We start from the raw sequence: 15,177 nt of genomic DNA, 5'->3' as shown, positions 1-15,177 counted from the left end.
GGGTGAAATGGGACGTATGGTTCCTCTGTAAGAGGCCATGGTTTTTCTCCAGTCTGTCAGCACAAATCGGCTGCCATGTCTCATCAAAGACGACATCCCATGACTACAACCTAAGTGAGATAGGAACATTTATGGTTTGCTTATAACTTTCTTCGTCTCGACGCAGAGTGGCGCGATAATTGCGAGTAAATCAGCAGTATTCTAATAAGTAAGAGATGAAGTCCACGCAAGTCACCAAGCGCCTGCTGCATACCGTCGTGATGGTTCCACTTATTCCATTGCTCACAGGCGCCATCTATCTAAGTCACGGCAAAGCACTGACCGCGGGCCTTATCGAATTGGTTGTTGTGATGCTGGTCGCTTTTCGATGGGGATTTCCTGAAGCGGCAGTCGCCTCAGTATTGTCGGCCGCATGCCTTGACTACTTCTACATGCCTCCTATTTTTTCACTCCTTGAACATGATCCTCAGGACTGGATCTCATCGGCGATATTCGTCACTGTCGCTTTGACGGCTGGTCACTTTGCAGACCGGATTACGGGGAAGGCCTTACAAACTGAGAGTGAACGGACAAGACTGGAGAAGCTCTATCTGACGAGCAGGGATATTCTCATGTTGGACCGGCGTGATGAAGTGGGTGCACAACTAACACGACTGATTGCTGATACGTTTCATGCTGATGTTGTGGCCCTGTGGGACGCGCGCGAAGTGCGAATGGACCGGGCAGGGAAAGATACAGTTCCGGACGATGAAGTTCGCGCAACGTATTTTCAAGAGCTTTGTGAGAATGATCTAGTATCTTGCAAATTCAAGCGCGTGTTGAGACTGGGGACCAGGCCTGTCGGCGCAATCTACCTTGCAGGCTCTTCCAATAAGAGCTGCCTGGATCCTCGATCCGTGGATGCGATTGCTTCTCTCTCGGCGATTGCCCTGGAGAGAGCGTATTGTTTTTCCGCGGAGAGTAATGCTGAAGCTGCAAAGCGGAGCGAACAGCTGAGGTCGACCGTTCTCGATGGTTTGGCGCATGCATTCAAAACGCCGCTGGCAACAATCCAGAGCGCAAGTTCAGGATTGCTGGAGATTAGCCGCCTTGAATATCCGGAGAGAGAACTCGTGTCCCTCATCGATGAACAGGCGACACGTTTAGCTAAGCTGACCGACCAGGTGCTGCGAACCGCTGAGTTAGATGAGGGGCAATTAAAGGTGGAACGCGAAAGGCTTTCGCTAGACCAATTGTTCCGGGATTGTAGAGCGCAAGTCGCCCATAGTTTGACGGATCATCCTCTACGGACCATCGACGAGACATGGGGAAGCTACGTGTGGGCAGACTTACGTTTGCTCGAAATGGCGCTTTTGCAAATGCTCGACAACGCTTCGAAATATGGAAGTCCCGGTTCGCCAATCACGCTCCGTGTGAGGTCGACCGACACGGAGGTCGTGTTCAACGTGCAGAACGAAGGATCTTTTATCGAGCCTGAAGAGAGGCTGCGGATTTTTCAGCGCTTTTATCGGTCCCCCGGGTCGCAACATAAGGCGCCAGGAACTGGCATCGGCCTTTCTGTCACCAAACGTATCGCTGAGGCGCACACCGGCAGAGTGTGGGTTGAATGCGAGTCAGAGGTAAGCACTACGTTCTCGTTCGCGCTACCTCTCATTAACAGGGAGGCCTGAAATCGACGACTCACAAGGAAGAGTACTGATAGTAGAAGACGACACGGCGCTGCGACGCAGCCTGCGCACTACCCTTGACGTCATGGGCTTCGACATAGGCGAGGCCGGCAATGGAGAAGATGGCCTCACCCGTCTGCGCATGGTTGATTACGAGGCAGTGCTGCTGGATATTAATATGCCTGGCATTGGAGGGATCGAAACCTGTCGGCGCATCAGGCGTGCGTATACGAAATTGCCGATTCTTATGCTGACGGTTCGTGACAGTGAAGATGATAAAGTCGAGGCGTTGGAGGCGGGCGCCGACGACTACGTGACGAAGCCATTTCAAGCGCGCGAGCTAGTAGCCAGGATACGTGCCGCTATTCGTAGATTTCGGGCACCCGAAACTCCGGCCGAGATGCCCATCAGATATGGAGCAATAACGCTTGATCCCGTTCGACGGCGCGTCGAGCGATCTGGGATCGAGGTCCATTTGACGCCACGTGAATTCGATGCTCTTCAGCTTCTGATGGCGCATGCCGGTCGGCCGGTTATGCATGCTCGAATACTCGCGGCACTACGTGGCCCGGACAACGGAAATGATCGTGCGTACCTACGCGTCCTCATTGGCCAGCTTCGCAAGAAACTCGAAGACGATCCCGCGAATCCAACTTATATCCTGACAGATAGCTACATTGGATATCGCTTTCGCGAGCCGTAGCCGTTTGGATTTCTATGCGTCACAGTCGACGTAGGATTTATGCGATTTGGAAATATCGCGATGTGGGAAAAGTCAAAGAACAACTTCCTACATCGTTTGGAAAACGGTGCGTGTCTCCCACTTTCGCACAGCCAGAACGGCTGCTGCTCGGTTCATTAGTTCACAAAGATAAACGATTAGGACCGATCTTTTCGTCGGGCGCGCGGCGGTGGCAACCATGCGCGCGACTGTCCATGACAGCTTCTACTCTCCAGAACGCAGGGGAAATTTCGATACCTCTAACGCCCGGAGGATGGCCTCCATGTTCTTCTTGGACGGCAGCTCTTCTCAAATCCATTGCCTGTGCATGGGCGCCACGTGGCGAGACCCAAAAAGCGTTTCTCTCCCGAAACGCAGCCACATGATACCGTGGAAGAACAAAATGCCCGATGCAATGGGAAAACTTGGGTTCGATTCGGTCGGTCGTGGCAACAAGTCACGAACTAAGGCGACGACGTTGGTAGGGTTCTGTAAATGGTTCTCGGCTGTGGTGCTTTGCAGCTTGCCGACCTGTGCGGCTCATGGTCAGCAGACGCAATCGAGCTCCGCTCCGGTGGTGGTTCAGCCTGGGGCGCCGGGATCTCCGAGCAAGCGGCTGCCGCCTTCTACAACGGGGACGGTACCGCGACGGTCGCAGGCTGATGTTGAGTTCATGCAGGGCATGATCATGCACCATGGGCAGGCGGTCGTGATGACGGATCTAATTCCGTCCCACACGGAAAATACGGAGATTCGCTCTTTGGGGGCGCGGATCGGCCTCTCTCAGGCCGATGAGATGAAGTTCATGAAGCGCTGGCTGAGGGCGCGTGGGGAGTCCGTGAGTATGGCCATGGCTGGGATGCCGGATATGGATAAGAACGGTAGCCCGATGGCGGCCATGCCGGGCATGCTGACGCCGAAGCAGATGGATGAGCTGCGACAGGCTAAGGGCGCGGAGTTTGACAGACTGTTTTTGACGGGAATGATTCAGCATCACAACGGGGCGCTGGTGATGGTGAAGCAGTTGTTTGATACGCCCGGTGCGGGGCAGGATGCTGAGCTGTTCGACTTCGCTACCGACGCTGACAATACGCAAAGGGCCGAGATCGCAATTATGCAGAACATGTTGAAGGAGAAACGATGAACCGTACGCAGTCACTCGCTTTCCGTTTGGCCGGTGTGGCCTTTGGCACGGCTTTGGTGTGTTCCAGTTGGGGAGCTTTGCTGGCGCAGGCTCCGGGCGCTCCGGCTGCTCCGACCGCGAAGGCGGCTGCGGAGGAAGACGAAGATCCGTTTGTGCCGCAACCTGCTGTGCCGCTGCCGCCGGGAATGACGGGATCTACGACGAGCGATCCGCGCGTGGGGCTGAAGGCTGGACTCTACGATGCCGGTGAGACTGCGATGGGGATGGAGCATCTGGCGTTCGTGAAGAAGCCGGAGGCGTTTCAATTGTCGGCTACCAATCCGGACGATCCTGCGGTCCAGAAGAGTCTGGACTTGCTCGGCGTTAGCAACAAGGGCAAGATACCGAAGCCCATGCAGCTGGTGATTGCGCAGCTTGCTTTCTCAAACTCGGACTTTGCGTTTCAAGGAACGCATCTGTTCCAGGGCAACTTCTATGGCGTGAACTTCTACGACATCTCGAACCCCGCGAAGGTGTCGCTGATTACTTCGCTGGTGTGCCCGGGTGGGCAGGGCGACGTGTCGGTGTATGGGAACCTGCTGTTTATGTCGGTGGAGATGCCGAACGGGCGGCTGGATTGCGGAGTGCAGGGTTTTCCGCCGTTGCCGCCACCGGAGCCGGGGCATGAGAAGGACCACAGAATTCCGACGGCGAGTCCGGACCGCTTTCGCGGTGTGAGGGTTTTTGATATTTCGGATATTAAGAATCCGAAGCAGGTAGCCGCGGTGCAGACCTGCCGTGGGTCGCACACGCATACGCTGGTGGTGGATCCGAACGATAAGGACAACGTCTACATCTATGTTTCGGGAACTTCGTTTGTGCGGCAGAGTGAAGAGCTGGCAGGCTGCTCGGGGGAGGAGAAGCCAGATAAGGATCCGAATACATCGCTGTTTCGGATCGATGTGATCAAAGTGCCGCTTGCTGCGCCGCAGCAGTCTAAGGTGGTTTCGAGTCCGCGAGTGTTTATCGATCCGCGCACGGGTGCTTTGAACGGCCTGAATAACGGTGGAAGCCACGATAAGAAAGCAGAGAAGCCTGCGGACACCAACCAGTGCCATGACATCACGGTGTACTCGGCTTTGGGGCTTGCGGCTGGTGCGTGCTCGGGCAATGGCATTCTGCTTGATATTAAGGACCCCGTGCATCCGAAGCGCGTGGACGCGGTGAACGATCCGAACTATTCGTACTGGCACTCGGCGTCTTTCTCGAACGACGGAACGAAGGTGGTGTTTACCGATGAGTGGGGAGGCGGGTTGCAGCCACGCTGCCGTCCGACGGACCCCAACAAGTGGGGAGCGGATGCGATCTTCAATCTGAAGGACGACAAGCTGTCGTTCGCGAGCTACTACAAGATGCCAGCCGCTCAGACGGAGACGGAAAACTGCGTGGCTCACAATGGCTCGTTGATCCCAGTGCCCGGGCGTGATATCGAGGTGCAGGCGTGGTACCAGGGCGGCATCTCGGTGATGGACTTTACGGATCCGGCACATGCGTACGAGATCGCCTACTTTGATCGCGGGCCTGTCGATGCGAAGACACTGGTTTTGGGCGGGGATTGGTCTGCGTATTGGTACAACGGCTACATCTATGGGTCGGAGATCGCGCGCGGACTGGACGTGTTCAAGCTGGTTCCGAGCAAATTTCTGACTCAGAATGAAATTGATGCGGCGAGACTTGTTCAGGTCAACGAACTGAACGTACAAAACCAGCAGAAGATTGCGTGGCCATCTCATCTCACCGTTGCGCGAGCTTATGTGGATCAGTTAGGGCGTTCGCAGGCGCTGTCGACAGCACAGATTGCTGATTTGAATAAAGCAATCGAGCGGGCGCAGAAGTCACACCTTGGCAAGAAGGATGTGGCGAAACTTCGTGGCATGGCGGGGTCTGTGGAAACTAGCGCTTCTGATGCGAAAGACGCGAAGGATGCCCAGCGGCTGCATGATCTGGCTCACATCCTGGAGAATCCGACAGCCTAGCCTAGAGATGGGCTGGCACACTGGCCATGATTCCGAAACGAAGGTGGTGTCGCGTTGCTGTTGCCGGATGTTCTGGCGACCCTGCACTCTCGGCTAAGAGTTAGGGAGCCAATCTGCCGGACGTGACGGTGATTACGGAGAATGTCCCCGAAGACCGGATGACCGTCTTTCCCTTATCGGTTGGTCGCTGGTCTGAGGGCACTCCCGTTGAAGATTAAGTTCTGATTCACTGTGCCGCCTATCGTCACTTGGATGACAGGAAAAAGAACGGCCACGGTACTTCGTGGCCGTTCGATAAACAAGGTGGATTGGCCTGTCTAATTTGCAATGGTGATGGTTAGCGCTACGGCGTGTTGTGTTGCGCCCGTACTATTTCCGGTTGAAGCGACGACCGAAATCTGACTGGATTGCCCGGAGTTGTTGTTTGCGGAAGACGCGCATCCGGTAAGTTGGATTACGAGAAACGCGGAAAGCAGGGTAAACAGCCGAAGGGGCTTTCTGCTGCGAATCCGACCGAAGACTGGGGATAGACAGATGAGAAACCCGAGGGCTACGGAAGTGGTCTTGCCCCAGGGGCTAGCATTCGTTGGTTTTTCGCGCAGCATGGCGGTTGAAGCTGTCGTCGCGAGGGTTAGCTGAGTGCTAACGGTTGCGCCGGCCGCCGGGGTGACGGTGATTGGCGAGAAGCTGCAGGTTGCGTAAGATGGCAGCCCGACACACGAGAACGTCACCGGCTGGTTGAAGCCGTTCGTCGGTGTGATCGTTATACCCACAGTGGTAGTCTGCCCACGTTGGACGGTCAACGTCGAGGCACTTGGTGTGAGTGAGAAGTCTGGAGGGCCAGTGATGACCTGGGAGAGAGGCGAGGACACGGAGCCAGTGAAGTTGGCGTCGCCTGAGTAGACGGCGGTGATGTTGTAGCTTCCAGCGGTTGTAAGCACATTGCTCGTAAAGGCCGCACTCGATCCGGTTAAGGGCGCCGTTCCGAGAATTGCGGAGCCGTTCATGAAAGCGACGGAACCTGTGGGGGTTCCCGAAGTAGCGGGAGTGACAGACGCAGTGAAGGTGATGCTTGCACCAGCGACGGCGGACGTCGCCGACGTGGTGATGGCGGTTGTGCTGCCGGCTTTGGTGACTGTTAGCGTGCCATTGACGGAGCTGACGGTGTAGCGGGCGAGGTTCGCTCCGGCAGCAACAGGAACAACTGGATAAATACCTGCAACGCTTGAGGCGACGGCGCTGGTAGTCGCGCTTGCGGTGACGACGTCGCCGTTCACCAGTCCGGTGACGGTCCCTGTCAGAGCGGGATTCGCAGAACCGTAGGGACGCGACACGTTTGCGCCGGTTACCGTGAGCGGAGCGGGGGTTACTGTAACCGTATTTGCGCTGGTGGCGGATACATAATCAACTGTATCCGTTGGAGTGAAGACGACTGACACCGGTTGGATTCCAGGCAGCAAAATCGTGCCACTTGCCGGTGTGAAGACGAAAGCACCCGGAGTCGATGCAGAGGCATGCAGGCTGTTCGCCGACAGAGGGATTCCATACGTTATTACAAGTGGGGCTCCCCACGTGATGACAGGGGTTGCGTGGCCAACGTTGTACGAGACGGCGTTGCTTGACGCCGCCAGGAAGTTTGTATCGCCGGCATAGTGAGCAGTAATTGTGGCGTTGCCAGACGGTAGAGAGGAGAAGTTGAATGATGCGGTTCCCGAGGCGAGCGGTGCAGACCCCAGGCTGGTGGCGCCGTTGAAGAAGGTCACAGACTCACCATCTGTGCTCGGATTCGGGGCGCCCGAGGGAGTGAGCGAAGCGGTGAACACCGCCTGATTGCCGTAGGAGCTGCTCGGCGGCGCTGCGCTCAGCGTGAGCGTTGGGGGGACAGTCCGTGCCACAAGTTCTACCGTTGCAGAGGTGCTCGGAGTGAAGATGCTGTCGCCCAAATAGCTTGCTTCGATCTGATGAGTGCCTACGCCGGTAAGGGAGATGCTGTTCGCCGTGGCTGACACCGTTACTGTGTTCTGCGCCAACAAAATGCCTAGCGTCGAATTCCCCTCCTCTCCTTGGAGAGAGGCGAGATCCGAATAGCCATCACCGTTGAAATCCGCCACAACGAGCGAGTCAGAATAAGTCCCGCTGAACGGACCGAAGAGTGTGAAGGTGCCATCTCCTTTTCCTAACAAAACCGTTGGCCCGATGACGGCGTTGCTATTGCCGGAGACAAACGCAAGATCCGCAATGCCGTCGCCGTTTACGTCTCCGACCTTCATAGAAGTGGGAAGATTGCTGGGAAAACCGTTTAATAGCGGAGTGGGAATACTGGCTCCGGCGGTGAAGGTTCCATCCCCATTTCCGAGGAAGATAGAGACGCTGTCAAGAACGTTGAAGGCAAAGTCCGCCTTACCATCGCCGTTGAAGTCGGCTACTGCAATCGTGTCCACGTCGAAACCGCTGGCTGCGGTTTGAGCAACGGCAGTAAAGGTCCCGTCTCCATTTCCGAGAAACACTGTTGCTTTGTAATCGGTCTGGGTTACGACGATGAAGTCCGGCTTGCCGTCGCCATTAAAGTCGCCGGTTGCGATCAGGGCTGGGCCGCCGTTGGTAGTTGGGCTCGGCGCTGCTATAAAGGTTCCATCCCCTTGCCCTAACAGGATCGTGACACTATTGCTTCTATCGTTTGCGACGGCGATGTCGGGTATGCCATCCATGTTCCAATCGGCTACGGTCATCGCTGCGGGAAATTGACCTGTGGCGGGTGTTCCTGCAACTGAAAAGGTTCCATCTCCGTGCCCCAAAAGGATCGTCACGTTGTTGGAGCTACCGACGACGGCAAGATCGAGATTGCCGTCGGAGTTGAAGTCGGCGGTCGCGATGCTTTCTATGTAGGTGTAGGAGAAGGGTTGTGTGGGAGTCAATTCACGGAAGGTGCCGTCTCCGTTACCCAAACCGGTGGTTAGATTGCCCAGGTTATCAATTGTTACAAGGTCGACCACGCCATCATGATTGAAATCGCCAGCTGTCGTTGCCACTCCTGACACGGTGGGGCTGGTTGCACTTAGGAAATTTATTGGTCCGGCTGTGGCCGTCTGGAGGGTAGAGATTGCCAAAATGGCACCTCCTTTGTCGTGTCAACGAAGGAGACTGCGCCGGTCGGCGACCCGCTAGAGGATGACACTATAGCGTTCAGCGTGTAAGCGCCGGGAGTACCGGTCGATGCGATTGTTGAGGTCGTCGGATGCGTTCCAGTGACGGTCAAGGTACCAACGGTAGATGAACTGGCGGTAAGACCGTTCGTCCCACGAAAGATCGCCTTGTAGCTGTGAGTTCCAATTGCCGGTATGAAGCTAAACACGGCGTTGCCGGAAGTTGTCAGCTGTGATGTTCCCAGGAGATGGACGTCAGTGCAGAAGGGGGCCGCTGCATCGCAAAATGCAACCTGACCGAGAGCAACCGGAGAACCCGCCTGACTCACAGTGGCAGTAAGAGTCGCTACGGTTCCCTGCGCAATGCTTGTCGTCGGAGTGCCGTTGTGTGTTATGGCGAGAGCCGTTGTCGATGGCTGCTGAGCCTCTAGAGGAACGGCGAATAAAGCCAACAGGACGAAGGGGATAATCGATTGTGCGATAGCGAGGAAGTTGCGGCGTAGGGGATAAAGAGAGAAATGACCCGATACAGCTTTTGAAGACATTCGGTCGAACTCCTAAGGCAGAAAAATTGCAAAAAAGATAAGAACGGAAATCGGCTTCAACCCAAGTTATAGGGTGTGTGGGTTGAATCGTCTCACAAATTCTACTCGGCTGGATTGCTTTCGACGAGAACTAGAGATCAACGAAAGTTGTACGGTGTGGTGGGTGTGACTTCTCGCTCGCTTGGTGGCCATTTTGCTAAAACTGGCCAAATTCAAGGATCAGGTGTCGTCTCAGTAGAAGCGTCCCTCGAAGCCGCTCCCGCAAAGTCCGCATTTTCGGCAATATCGTTCGGCCCCCTCAAAAAAATCCTCAGTGGACCCCCTCATTGCTCGGGCGGAGACAGTCCGCTTGGGTAAAGAAGCAAGACAAGAACATCTTGATATATTGGATATCTCAAAGCGAAACGCCAAACGGATGGCTTTGATCGCACCTCCTTTCTTGCCTGCAAACATTTCGACCAGGAGAACACATTGCGCCGTCGCTCATTTATCGCCGCACTCCCGCTTGCTATCGCTTCGGTTCATCCATCCATTGCCATTGCCCAGAGCGACGACCGGAAAACAGGCGCATCGAACACTTCGCTGCCGAAGTTCCAGCCCTCAGGCGACGAGCGCTTCGTACGGCCAGACGTTCACGCCGGCGATCGCGTTTCAGGTGCCAGCTTCGCCAGCCGTTCCGCCGCGATGGGATGCTCTGGAGCCGCCGGTACAGCCCATCCCATCGCAACCTTGACTGCAATCGAAACCCTGAAGCGAGGCGGCTCCGCAATCGACGCCGCTATCGCCGCCAACGCCTGCCTCGGCTTCCTCGAGCCTACGAGTTCCGGCATCGGTGGCGACTGCTACGCAATGATCTGGGATCCAAAGCTCGCCAAGGTCGTCAGCCTAGCTGGCTCCGGTCGTTCTCCGAAATCCCTGACACTCGAGACCGCTCGCTCCCGCGCCAAAGACGGAGTTCTCCCATCACTTGGCGCAATCACGGTCTCCACCCCAGGAGCACTCGACGCCTGGTGGACCCTCCATCAGCGCTACGGAAAACTCAAGTGGGCTGAGCTCTTCGAGCCCGCGATCCATCTCGCCGAATCCGGCGTGCCTGTCCCACAGATCATCGGCTACTACATCAAGCGAAACCTCACTGCCTTCACACGCCCTGGCTCGGGAGTCGAAGAGACGGCAAACGCGATGCACACCTGGGCACCCAACGGCAAAGCTCCGAACGAGGGTGATGTCTTCCGCAATCCCGATCTCGCCCGCACGTACAAAATGATCGCCCAGGGAGGCCGCGACGCCTACTACGACGGCCCCATCGCCAAGACCATCGACGCCTACTTTAAGCGCATCGGCGGCTGGCTCTCCGCCGAAGATCTTCGCGACCAGCACGCCGAATGGGGCGACCCTCTCGTCACCAACTATCGCGGCGTCGACGTCTACGGCATGGCCGCCAATACGCAAGGTCTCGCCACTCTCCAGCTCCTCAACATCGCCGAAAACTTCGACCTCCGCAACATGGGCTTCCAGTCTCCGCAGTCTATTCACGTTCAGATCGAAGCCAAGCGCCTTGCGTACGAAGACCGCGCCCGTTACTACGCCGATCCCCACTTCGCCAAAATCCCCTACGAGTTCCTCAACTCAAAGTCCTACGCGGCCGAGCGCGCCAAACTCATCAAACTCGACAGCATCCTCACCCCCGTACATCCTGGGCAGGCTCCCAGCCACGGCGACACCACCTACTTCACTGTCTCAGACAAAGACGGCATCATGATCTCCATGATCCAGTCCAACTTCCGCGGCATGGGCTCCGGTCTCGTCGCCGACGGCCTCGGCTTCATGTTCCAGGATCGCGGCGAACTCTTCTCGCTGCAGGACGGTCACCCAAATATCTACGCCCCCGGCAAACGTCCTTTCCAAACCATCATCCCCGGCTTCGCCACCAAAGACGGCAAGCCGTGGATGTCCTTCGGTGTCATGGGCGGAGACATGCAGCCTCAGGGTCAGGCTCAGATCATCATCAACCGAGTCGACTACGGTCTGGATATTCAGGCTGCCGGCGACAGCCCTCGCTGGCACCACGAAGGCAGCTCGCAATCCATGGGCGAAGACGCCAAAGGCCTTGGCCCAACAGGTATTCTGCGACTCGAAGCCGGAGTTCCGACAGCGACCCGCGAGTCCCTCATTGCTCTAGGTTGGCCGATGGGACCCTCCGACGGCGGCTACGGACGCTATGAATGCATAGAACACCGCATGGACGGCACCGACCGCGTTTACTCTGCGGCCTCAGAGATGCGCGCCGACGGCTGCGCCCTCGCTTACTAACATGGCCCCAACAGCTTCCGAATCTGTATGGGAATGTAAACCGCCTGCCACTCGGTACGTAACGGTCCGTGAGCGCAGCAGATAGCTTCTGCTTACCTAGTCGGCTTGCACTGGCAAGCATCATAAGCTTAGATTTCCGGGGCGATTTACGTATAAGGCCGAATTTTCTTCAACTCAGCTCGATGAGTGCACTGGCGATTTAGCGTGATGATCAATTGGCCCTTAGTTTTTCGCGTTACCAGGGGGTAAAGCCAAACAAGATTCCAGGCTGCTCGATGCACGCACTACCGGTAGAGAAATCGAGTTCGGCACCCGCTGAGTAGGCTAAACAGTCTCCTCCGATAGTGATCGACATCAACACGGGCAAGTTCGCTGCGACTGGAAATGGATTGGCCAACTGTAGATAGTCGACGGCGTCATAGGTTCTGGAGCCTGACTTAGGCCAGCAGCCTCCATCATGGTCTTCATCGAGTCCACCATTGCTGCCATCTGCCATATCCGTGCGGAGTAGCCCGTTTGGATCGATCTGCTGGATCGCGATACTCGACCGAAACTTCAACCCGAAAAAAGGTGGTGTCCAGCAAGCTCCGGGAAACGCCCACTGACAGAATCCGTTGTAAGCCACAAGCGAAAATAATCCAAAAGTTCCATCTTGCGGTGGCGTCCACAAGTAGTTCACTACTGCCGTAATACCGGGACCCCACGACTTTAGAACGGGGGTATACCACCTGAATTTCAATAGTGTGGCCCGATTTGCCATCGTGAGTGTGGCACCCGGCGGAATGCCCTGATCGACCAGCGAGGTGGAACTCGGTATCCAGAGATAACCATTCGAGACATCTTCGGGCGCGGGTGAACCTCCCGGACCACCTCCCGAACGATTCGTTCTGTTCTTCATCAGGCGGTCGATCAACTGCCGATGTCGAACCTTAACCTTCGTCGTATTAGCCTTAAGTTTCTTCTTGATGCCAGCCAACTCGCGGATGACAGACTCCACTTCCGTCTCCTGCCGCTGAGCGATCAATCCATAGTCGACTCCGGAGGCCGCGAACGCCTTCTCCATAATCCGCTGGCGATACCTATCCCCGACTCTGGCTCTCCGCTCATTGCTAGTCGCAAGTTGCCGCTCCAGATCCCGATTGAAAGAGATGCGTTCCTTCTGTTCTTTCAATCCACGCGAAATGAGAGTACGTTCGGCCTTCGAAAGTGCCATCGGCTCCTCCACCACAAGGGCCCAAATTGCAGGAAACGAGAATACCATGAGACATGACGTGCATTCGCTCGATGCTTTGATCCTCTGAAAACTTTGGATGGATCGAACCAGCCGTGGTCTTAAGCTTGCGGTGTTTCAGCATCAAAGGGTTAGTGAGTTGTGGCTCTTCGAGATTGAATTCGAAGGGCCACTTTGAATTCCGACTTATAGGTGTCCGGTTCCGCTTTATGGGGGTCGGAATTCAGCTGTATGGGATATGAATTCAAACTTATGGTGGAAACCACACCATTTGAGAATTTGTCTGGGGACTGATGAAAAATAAATCCGCATGTAATCCGCTTGTGGGTGGTAACAAGGTGACGCCACGAGAATTGGCGACGGTTTCTCTTTCGCCTGTCGAATAAGATAGAGACGAACAGATCTCTTCATGTCGACAACTCCGACCACTCACCGCATCCTTGGCATCGACTTCTTCGACGGCTCTGCAAAAGAAGCCATCGACATCATGCGCACCAAAGGCGGTCTCCTCGTAGTCCCCGCAGCCCCAGCCCTCAAGGACCTCGACCGCAGCCCCGACTATCGCGACGCTCTGCTCAACGCGGACCTCGCGATCACCGATTCTGCCTTCATGGTCCTCATCTGGAATCGTCTGCAGCCGATCCCCATCAAGCGCCTCTCCGGCCTCGAGTACCTCCGCGATCTTCTCCTCGAGCCAGACGTTCGCCAACCCGGCAACACGCTCTGGATCATGGCTAGCCCAGTCAGTACGAAGCGCAATCTCGACTGGCTCGCAGGGCAGGGAATCGTCATCCCGGAAGACAACATCTACATGGCTCCGATGTACGGCACCGCGCCGATCGACGACCCCACTCTGCTCGAGCGCCTCAACCGTCTTCGCCCTCAGCATGTCATCGTCACCATCGGTGGTGGAACGCAGGAACGTCTTGGCCTCTACCTCAAACGCAATCTCGCCTATCGCCCCGCCATCCACTGCATCGGCGCCGCCATAGCCTTCCTCTCAGGCGACCAGGTTCACATCCCCGTCTGGGCAGACAAGTTCTACCTCGGCTGGCTCTTCCGATCCCTCGCCGAACCCAAGCGCTACATCCCCCGTTACTGGGACGCCCGCAAACTCCTCGCGATCATGCTCCGCAACCGCAGCCGACTCCCTAAACTGAGATCCGAACTGAGATCTTAGCCAGACTGCCCGCTAACTTCTGACTAATCAGATACCTGTCTCAAAAACGGACACCTCAGGCCGGCGAATCGAAAATAAACTTGAAAAAGATGGCGTGTTTTTCGACGCTCAAAAAACGACGTACAAAACACCACGTTCACCACGCAATCCACCACAACTTCACCACGATCTCACCACCGCAAAACAGGCAAAATAAGTAAAAACCCCCTGAAAAGTGAGGTTTCTCCCTGCTGATTTTTTTAGTACCTAAGTTTGCAACTTCAAGCATCGTTTCTCACTTTCCCGGCGTCCGAACCGATAGGCAAACCAGGGAAAACCCTCATGCTCACCAGAAAGTTGTATTACCCACCCCGGTACCCCAAACCTAGAATGAGCTTCATGCCGGCCTCCTTCGCAGCGTGCGTCAAGTCTCTGATTTCATTACCGAAATCGCATCTCTTGTCCATCACGTTCGCAACGTTGCTGCTCGCGACTGCGCGCGTACTTCCGGCCCAGGGCCTCGAATCCTCAGGAAATCTCACAGTAGCCGAGCAATACCTTCTCGCCGCCGCGAACGAAGACCGCGTCAGTCAAGGACTTCAGCCACTTCGCTTCGACCCCGTCCTTGCAGAAGCCTCCGCCGTCCACGCTCGCGAGATGGCCGCGCACGCCGAAATCTCCCATCAATTCAATGGAGAACCCACGCTCGCGGAACGCGGATCCAATGTTGGCGCGCACTTCAGCCTCATCACAGAAAACGTAGCCGAAGCCCCCACCTCCGTCATCATTCACAATCTCTGGATGCACTCGCCCGGCCACCGTGCCAACCTGCTCGATCCCAACGTAGATTCGATCGGAATCGCTATCGTGACCCGCGATCACCAGCTCTACGCGGTAGAAGACTTCGCCAGCACAGTTCAAACGCTCTCGCTCAACCAGCAGGAGCGCACAGTTGCCAGCGTTATCGCACAATCAGGCATGCGCGTTGCCGCCACCACCGAAGAGGCTCGTCGGACATGCACAATGTCCTCCGGCTACGCGGGTTCTCGCCAACCCTGGTACATCATGCGGTATACCGCCGGAAGCTTGAACCAAATTCCCGACCAACTCAAAAGCAAACTGGCGTCGGGCAAATATCACCAGGCCGTAGTCGGAGCCTGCTCGACAACACGAAACAGCCCCTTCACGGCCTATAACATCGCCGTCCTCCTCTACCCTTAGTCCGAAACAGCAGCCCAT

General features: G+C 56.1%; 10 protein-coding genes and 1 pseudogene. 8 read left to right on the top strand and 3 right to left on the bottom strand.

The annotated features are described in order from the left end of the window. Window positions 1-215 precede the first annotated feature (215 nt). The 5 genes and pseudogenes from RBB77_RS18590 (at window position 216) to RBB77_RS18570 (ending at window position 5,547) form a co-directional block, all read left to right on the top strand. Window positions 216-1,670 carry a sensor histidine kinase gene (locus RBB77_RS18590; RefSeq protein WP_353063218.1) on the top strand — a complete coding sequence of 485 codons (1,455 nt, stop codon included), beginning with the start codon at window positions 216-218 and terminating at the stop codon, window positions 1,668-1,670. 82 nt (window positions 1,671-1,752) lie between these two features. Then, window positions 1,753-1,965 (top strand): annotated as a pseudogene (locus tag RBB77_RS18585) (response regulator); the annotation flags it as partial. 177 nt (window positions 1,966-2,142) lie between these two features. After that, window positions 2,143-2,370, top strand: coding sequence for a winged helix-turn-helix domain-containing protein (locus RBB77_RS18580; RefSeq protein ID WP_353067666.1), 228 nt, complete (start codon window positions 2,143-2,145; stop codon window positions 2,368-2,370). Between the two features lie 421 nt (window positions 2,371-2,791). Beyond that, window positions 2,792-3,532, top strand: coding sequence for a DUF305 domain-containing protein (locus RBB77_RS18575; protein ID WP_353063217.1), 741 nt, complete (start codon window positions 2,792-2,794; stop codon window positions 3,530-3,532). Continuing rightward, a complete protein-coding gene (locus RBB77_RS18570; RefSeq protein WP_353063216.1) occupies window positions 3,529-5,547 on the top strand; it encodes an LVIVD repeat-containing protein in 2,019 nt (672 codons plus the stop codon). The genes RBB77_RS18575 and RBB77_RS18570 overlap by 4 nt, the downstream gene beginning before the upstream one ends. A 317-nt stretch (window positions 5,548-5,864) precedes the next feature. Here RBB77_RS18570 and RBB77_RS18565 read toward each other — a convergent pair whose 3' ends face one another. Then, window positions 5,865-8,654: a beta strand repeat-containing protein gene (locus RBB77_RS18565; protein ID WP_353063215.1), complete on the bottom strand. Its 2,790-nt coding sequence runs from the start codon at window positions 8,652-8,654 to the stop codon at window positions 5,865-5,867. Beyond that, complete coding sequence (locus RBB77_RS18560; protein ID WP_353063214.1) at window positions 8,612-9,235, bottom strand: Ig-like domain-containing protein; 624 nt, start codon at window positions 9,233-9,235, stop codon at window positions 8,612-8,614. Before RBB77_RS18560 ends, RBB77_RS18565 begins: the two co-directional genes overlap by 43 nt. 471 nt (window positions 9,236-9,706) lie before the next feature. Here RBB77_RS18560 and RBB77_RS18555 point away from each other — a divergent pair, with 471 nt between their 5' ends. Next, entirely contained in the window at window positions 9,707-11,548 is a 1,842-nt protein-coding gene (locus tag RBB77_RS18555) for a gamma-glutamyltransferase family protein (protein WP_353063213.1), read from the top strand. Between the two features lie 235 nt (window positions 11,549-11,783). Here RBB77_RS18555 and RBB77_RS18550 read toward each other — a convergent pair whose 3' ends face one another. Beyond that, window positions 11,784-12,761 carry a hypothetical protein gene (locus RBB77_RS18550; RefSeq protein WP_353063212.1) on the bottom strand — a complete coding sequence of 326 codons (978 nt, stop codon included), beginning with the start codon at window positions 12,759-12,761 and terminating at the stop codon, window positions 11,784-11,786. 427 nt (window positions 12,762-13,188) lie between these two features. On the opposite strand from RBB77_RS18550, the gene RBB77_RS18545 reads away from it, so the two are divergent. Both RBB77_RS18545 and RBB77_RS18540 read left to right on the top strand, forming a co-directional pair. Further along, window positions 13,189-13,959, top strand: a complete 771-nt coding sequence (locus RBB77_RS18545; RefSeq protein ID WP_353063211.1) for a WecB/TagA/CpsF family glycosyltransferase — start codon at window positions 13,189-13,191, stop codon at window positions 13,957-13,959. A 438-nt stretch (window positions 13,960-14,397) separates the two neighbouring features. Next, entirely contained in the window at window positions 14,398-15,159 is a 762-nt protein-coding gene (locus RBB77_RS18540; RefSeq protein ID WP_353063209.1) for a CAP domain-containing protein, read from the top strand. Window positions 15,160-15,177 lie beyond the last annotated feature (18 nt).

This window comes from Tunturibacter psychrotolerans (assembly GCF_040359615.1).
In the GTDB taxonomy this organism is placed as follows: domain Bacteria; phylum Acidobacteriota; class Terriglobia; order Terriglobales; family Acidobacteriaceae; genus Edaphobacter; species Edaphobacter psychrotolerans.
The sequence above is the reverse complement of the archived record's forward strand: the minus strand, read 5'-3'. Positions and strand labels throughout refer to the sequence as shown.

What these genes read in the sequence shown, in the direction of transcription:
- RBB77_RS18575 (WP_353063217.1), top strand. Translation starts at nt 2,792, where the DNA reads ATGCCCGATGCAATGGGAAAACTTGGGTTCGATTCGGTCGGTCGTGGC.
- RBB77_RS18545 (WP_353063211.1), top strand. Translation starts at nt 13,189, where the DNA reads ATGTCGACAACTCCGACCACTCACCGCATCCTTGGCATCGACTTCTTC.
- RBB77_RS18590 (WP_353063218.1), top strand. Translation starts at nt 216, where the DNA reads ATGAAGTCCACGCAAGTCACCAAGCGCCTGCTGCATACCGTCGTGATG.
- RBB77_RS18570 (WP_353063216.1), top strand. Translation starts at nt 3,529, where the DNA reads ATGAACCGTACGCAGTCACTCGCTTTCCGTTTGGCCGGTGTGGCCTTT.
- RBB77_RS18560 (WP_353063214.1), bottom strand. Translation starts at nt 9,235, where the DNA reads ATGTCTTCAAAAGCTGTATCGGGTCATTTCTCTCTTTATCCCCTACGC.
- RBB77_RS18550 (WP_353063212.1), bottom strand. Translation starts at nt 12,761, where the DNA reads ATGGCACTTTCGAAGGCCGAACGTACTCTCATTTCGCGTGGATTGAAA.